This window comes from Pleionea mediterranea (genome assembly GCF_003148745.1).
Taxonomy (GTDB): Bacteria; Pseudomonadota; Gammaproteobacteria; order Enterobacterales; family Kangiellaceae; genus Pleionea; species Pleionea mediterranea.
The window spans coordinates 1-4545 of record NZ_QGGU01000024.1; the positions used below are offsets into that span (position 1 = coordinate 1).

Consider the following 4545-nt stretch of genomic DNA (forward strand, 5'->3'; position numbering starts at 1 on the left):
GTTGCCATATCATTAGGATGCCTTAAGAAATTTTTTGCTACACTTACAGGGCTAACGTCGGACTCACTGTTTAAACATAATGACATATATTTGCCCACTTCTTTTACTGCATGCATAGCTAATTTCACAGCTATTTCATGGAAATGATGAACGTCATGATCTTTCGTTAGTTGACATAGGTTTGAGAAGTAAATAATACGGATAAAATGACGCAAACAAAGTTAACTCAATAAGGTTATGGTCTATATGTTTCTATTCTGTAAAATTTGAATATTCTAAATATAATTTATAACTGAACTCAACGAAATGACTTGGTTCACACTATGTGATTTAATGGCTTAAAAAGTCTTGGTGAGGTGGTATAGTAAGCATATAAAAATCGACGAAATATGCGAAAGAGATTACCTTATGAAACGGAATTTAATTCTTATCTGCGGTACAACATTCATAGTATCTGCCTGTCAGTCGGAAATTGAAGCTGAACTGGAAAAGCATGGTGTCAGCTATGATGGTGTGCCTGAAAAGCCACTTGCCTATATAAAAAGTCTGCCTTTAGAACAACAGGCTAAAGTACTCAAGCTTAGAAAGCGTGTGCTTCAAAACTTAGTGTTTGTTGAGGGTGGTGGTTTTGTAATGGGGGATATTATTGAAGAAGTCCCAGAAGGTACCGAGGGTGCCGTTAAAGTTAATCTAAAAGAAGTCGAAGGCAAGTGGTTTCTTGATAAAAATGGCTACGATGAATACTTTTACTGGCCACACTGGGTGGAGCTGGATAGCTACTCTATTGCTAAGTACGAAGCCACCTATGGCGAAGTGGATATTTTTACGGAAGTAACGGGCAGGGAGTATTTTGATAAAAAAAGAATTGAAATGAATAGTATTGATCGATTACCAGAAAAGCCCGTTTGGTTTGGTGCTTCTTGGCATGATGCTCGTGCTTATTGCCAATGGCTCGGTAAAATAACAGGCGAACCCTTTGATTTACTGAGTGAAGCGCAATGGGAGTATGCCGCACGTAGCCGCGGTAAAGCCCTTGAGTTTGCAACTGATAATGGTGAGATCGATTATGGTCGAAATGTAAAAGACCATGTATTTGATGGAACGAAGCCACCTGGAAGTTTTCCACCAAATCCCTTGGGTGTTTATGATATGTCAGGGAATGTAAGGGAGTGGGTGTTGGACTCTTACAGTAGTGGATTTTACGAAGTTAGCCCGATAAAAAATCCGATCTATGATCTCGAGAGTGAACGTCGTTATAAATTGTCAAGAGGAGGAGGTGGGCTAGGTGATCATGAAAAATGGCTTGATGTTTTTGGTCGAAGCAGGGCTAAACCTGACAGCACTAGTGCTGGTCATGGAGTTCGTTGCGGTGTGGACAGCTCTGAGCCTGTATTCGTATCGAATTAAGGACGCGCTATAGGCAGCTTTTTCTTTCCTGCAACCTTGGTTGCTGAAATTGGTAATTTGTCATGCCAGCGATTGAGTCTTCGGCTATCCCCCCAATCATTGAGGTAATCCCTTAAAATATTAAAGTTGTGATCAAAAGTAGCTTTGTTTTTATTAGCTTTATCTAATGCAACAGCACATGACTGAGTCTTAGAGTTACTTTTGCATGACGTAGGTGTCATATGCTCTAAAGTTTCTTGAAAATCACGTTGGCTTTGGATTCCATATTCTAAAATCGTCAGTATCGCTTCTTCCCTAGCTTCATCGATTCCAAATAACCAGTTTTTGCCTAGATGTAAATCTTGTCCTGCGGTCAATGCACCGATGAAAGTAGTTGCATTTTGCCAGTCAATAATGTCAGAGCCTGTATGAATGAAATTGTATAATAAGCGTCCTTTTATTACAGGGGTTAAATGAATCGTTAATGCTTTATTTGATTTAATATTATTTATTATTTGGTGTAAGTTAACGACCTTCCTTTCTTCAGTACTCCATCTTGATAAATATTTCTCTAGTTTATTTAATTGAATTAATTCGTTAGATCTTAATGCAAGTGAAATTAAAGCAACTTCATCACCACTGAAGCATAAAGTATGTTGTTTAGAATCTATGATACAGTTCTCTATATCATTGTTTTTAATATTAAGTGTTGAGCTATTGCTTTTGGCGCTACAATTGAAAAATATTAGATTGCATAAAATAAAAAAGTAAACTTTCAATTGACTATAATCTCCGTTTTGTATTTATAAATAATCATTTTAACATGTTTGTAATGCTATTGAATAATCTGTTTTCAAAGAAGTTTCAGTTTTATTTTCAACTACAATGTTTAAGCTAATAATAAAATCAGCCTCACATAATTTATCGTGTACGAGTACCAAAAAGTTCCAAACGTGGCGTGCATCCACAGTAAAAGCAAAGCTTCCTCCACAGCCTAAGCCTAAACAGGCTGCTGCTTTCGCCTTGATCACAAACTTGCTAGCTCTTCGATCCCAGCCAATATTAAAGTCGCCAGTAATTCCTACACCTGCACTTCCCGTAACGGTGTAACCAACGCTGCCAAGTTCTCCCCATTTGGGTGGTTCTGGATTATCTGAAGCTGATTTTTTAGATTCTGGATTTGGGCTTTTCCATTCTAGAGCACCTTTAATGCCTGCTTCGACTCTTGCTCCGGCAAATGCTTCAGCTGAGCCGCCTGCATTGGCATTCGCTTTGGCTGCGTTTTTGGTGGCTTCTTGTTTACTTTGTCCGTTTTTGATTCCGGTTTTAGCTTGTAGTATTCCATTTGATACATCAAAATCAATTTTTGCAGCTGCAGTTAGAGACGCTCCTGCCCACCCCGCGACATGGCCATCAATTTTTAACCGTGTATGACCAAAATTAAGTTTTAATGTAGGCTCTTCAACTTTAATTGGCTGTAAAGTAAAGGGAATAAATTCGACACGTCGATTCTCAAGCTCTCGCTGTTCTGTATCGACCTTGGGTTCTAACTCTCCTTTTCCAGATATGCCAGTGATCATTTTAGGCATTGCCGAGGAAGTGAAAATTAGCTGGTTTACTTTATCAATGTTTGCGCGGTGTGCGTTAAAGTAGTGTTGTATCAAACAGGACAGCCCAATTCGGTCATTGATGAAGTCTAAGTTTATATCTCAACCAATATAGGATTTTTTGATCAACAGAGTTGTGAAGCATGGAGTTACTAATTGATTAATCTGCAGAGAAATAGTTTTCGATAGTGATTAGTTGCCAATGGTAAGGGAACTGGCAGTATTCTCATCAATTAATAGATAAATAAAACCATATTCTTCACCATTCGGACAATTCGTATTATAAGCCCATCGTTCAGGAGTATAAGACTGTCTGAAAGTATTGAAGCCAATGTTCATATCTTTGTATTTATCATAATTTTCATTAAAGTATTTATAACGTTTTTCTTTAATCTCATGAAAATTTACTTTCTTTCCCAACTGAGCTCCATCGAGAATGAGCTTTCCATGGAAATAGCTTTTAAGTCTATTATCAATCATGTATTTAATAGATTTAATCTCATAATGATTCTTTTCTTTAACAGCCTTCTCAAGCTGTTTTTCATAAGATATTAGTTTTGGAGGGTAGCTATACATAAATGTAATACTGCTAACCTTCTTACTCTTATTTTCTACATTTAGGTATATTCCTATATCATCCCACAAGTAACGGCTACCATAAGCAGCAACTCTATAATTTTCTCCGAGCTTATTAATCCATGTGTCGACATGAGATCCTAGGTAAACGTTTAAGTCATTAAAAGTTAATTTACAGCCCTCAATATTAAAGTTATGTCTATTTTTTTCAGATACATCGAGTTCTTCTGCTTTGCCACAACTTATTAACAAGGCAATAAGAATAGTTATAAAAAAATTAGCTGGCTTAAAATACATAATATTAATAATTCCAAAGTCTATTTAATTTATTTTGTATTGACTGGAGTTCTTTTATAGATTTAGATAGAAAACGTTTTGACTCATTATGTAAATGTTGAACTTCATGCAAAGACTCTCCTCGTTTTACATTGTTGAGATTGTTTTCTGCCCAATGCCTTATTTTATCATCGGCCCAAGATGAGTCCTTGGGATGTCGAAAGAAATTTAGTACTAAGTCAGAGGGATGTATAATATATTTACCTGTTTTAAAAAATCTGTTCATTTCTATTCCAACCTTCTCAACTGCATGTATAGCTAATTTCGCAGCTATTTCATGGAAATGATGATTGTCATGATCTTTCGCCAGTTGACTATGGGTAGGGTTCGTTCCAATCGCTGTTTCTGTCAATTCGTTATGAATGTTTTGTCCATCATCGATTAGCGTTGACATAGGTTTGAGAAGTAAATAATACGGATAAAATGACGTAAACAAAGTTGACTCAATAAGATTATAGTCTATATGTTTCTATTCTGTAAAATTTGAATGTTCTGAATATAATTTATAACTGAACTCAACGAAATGACTTGGTTCACACTATGTAATTTAATGGCTTAAAAAGTCTTGATGAGGTGGTATAGTAAGCATATAAAAATCGACGAAATATGCGAAAGAGATTACCTTATGAAATGGAATTTA

The 4545-nt window shown here is 36.3% G+C and carries 5 protein-coding genes; 1 reads left to right on the plus strand and 4 read right to left on the minus strand.

Annotated features, from left to right (window positions below; all coding sequences use genetic code 11):
* The first annotated feature begins 408 nt into the window (after positions 1–408).
* Complete coding sequence (locus C8D97_RS17885; protein ID WP_109765170.1) at positions 409–1407, plus strand: formylglycine-generating enzyme family protein; 999 nt, start codon at positions 409–411, stop codon at positions 1405–1407.
* Here C8D97_RS17885 and C8D97_RS17890 read toward each other — a convergent pair.
* The 4 genes from C8D97_RS17890 to C8D97_RS17905 form a co-directional block, all read right to left on the minus strand.
* The gene (locus C8D97_RS17890; RefSeq protein WP_109765171.1) at positions 1404–2165 is read right to left on the minus strand and encodes a hypothetical protein; all 762 of its coding nucleotides are present in this window, start codon (positions 2163–2165) and stop codon (positions 1404–1406) included. The two genes, C8D97_RS17885 and C8D97_RS17890, sit on opposite strands and share 4 nt — an antisense overlap.
* A gap of 39 nt (positions 2166–2204) precedes the next feature.
* Positions 2205–3050: a hypothetical protein gene (locus C8D97_RS17895; protein ID WP_146196185.1), complete on the minus strand. Its 846-nt coding sequence runs from the start codon at positions 3048–3050 to the stop codon at positions 2205–2207.
* A 135-nt stretch (positions 3051–3185) separates the two neighbouring features.
* On the minus strand, positions 3186–3866 hold the full coding sequence (locus C8D97_RS17900; RefSeq protein ID WP_109765173.1) for a DUF7738 domain-containing protein: 681 nt from the start codon (positions 3864–3866) through the stop codon (positions 3186–3188).
* Between the two features lie 4 nt (positions 3867–3870).
* Positions 3871–4341: a hypothetical protein gene (locus C8D97_RS17905; protein WP_109765174.1), complete on the minus strand. Its 471-nt coding sequence runs from the start codon at positions 4339–4341 to the stop codon at positions 3871–3873.
* Positions 4342–4545 lie beyond the last annotated feature (204 nt).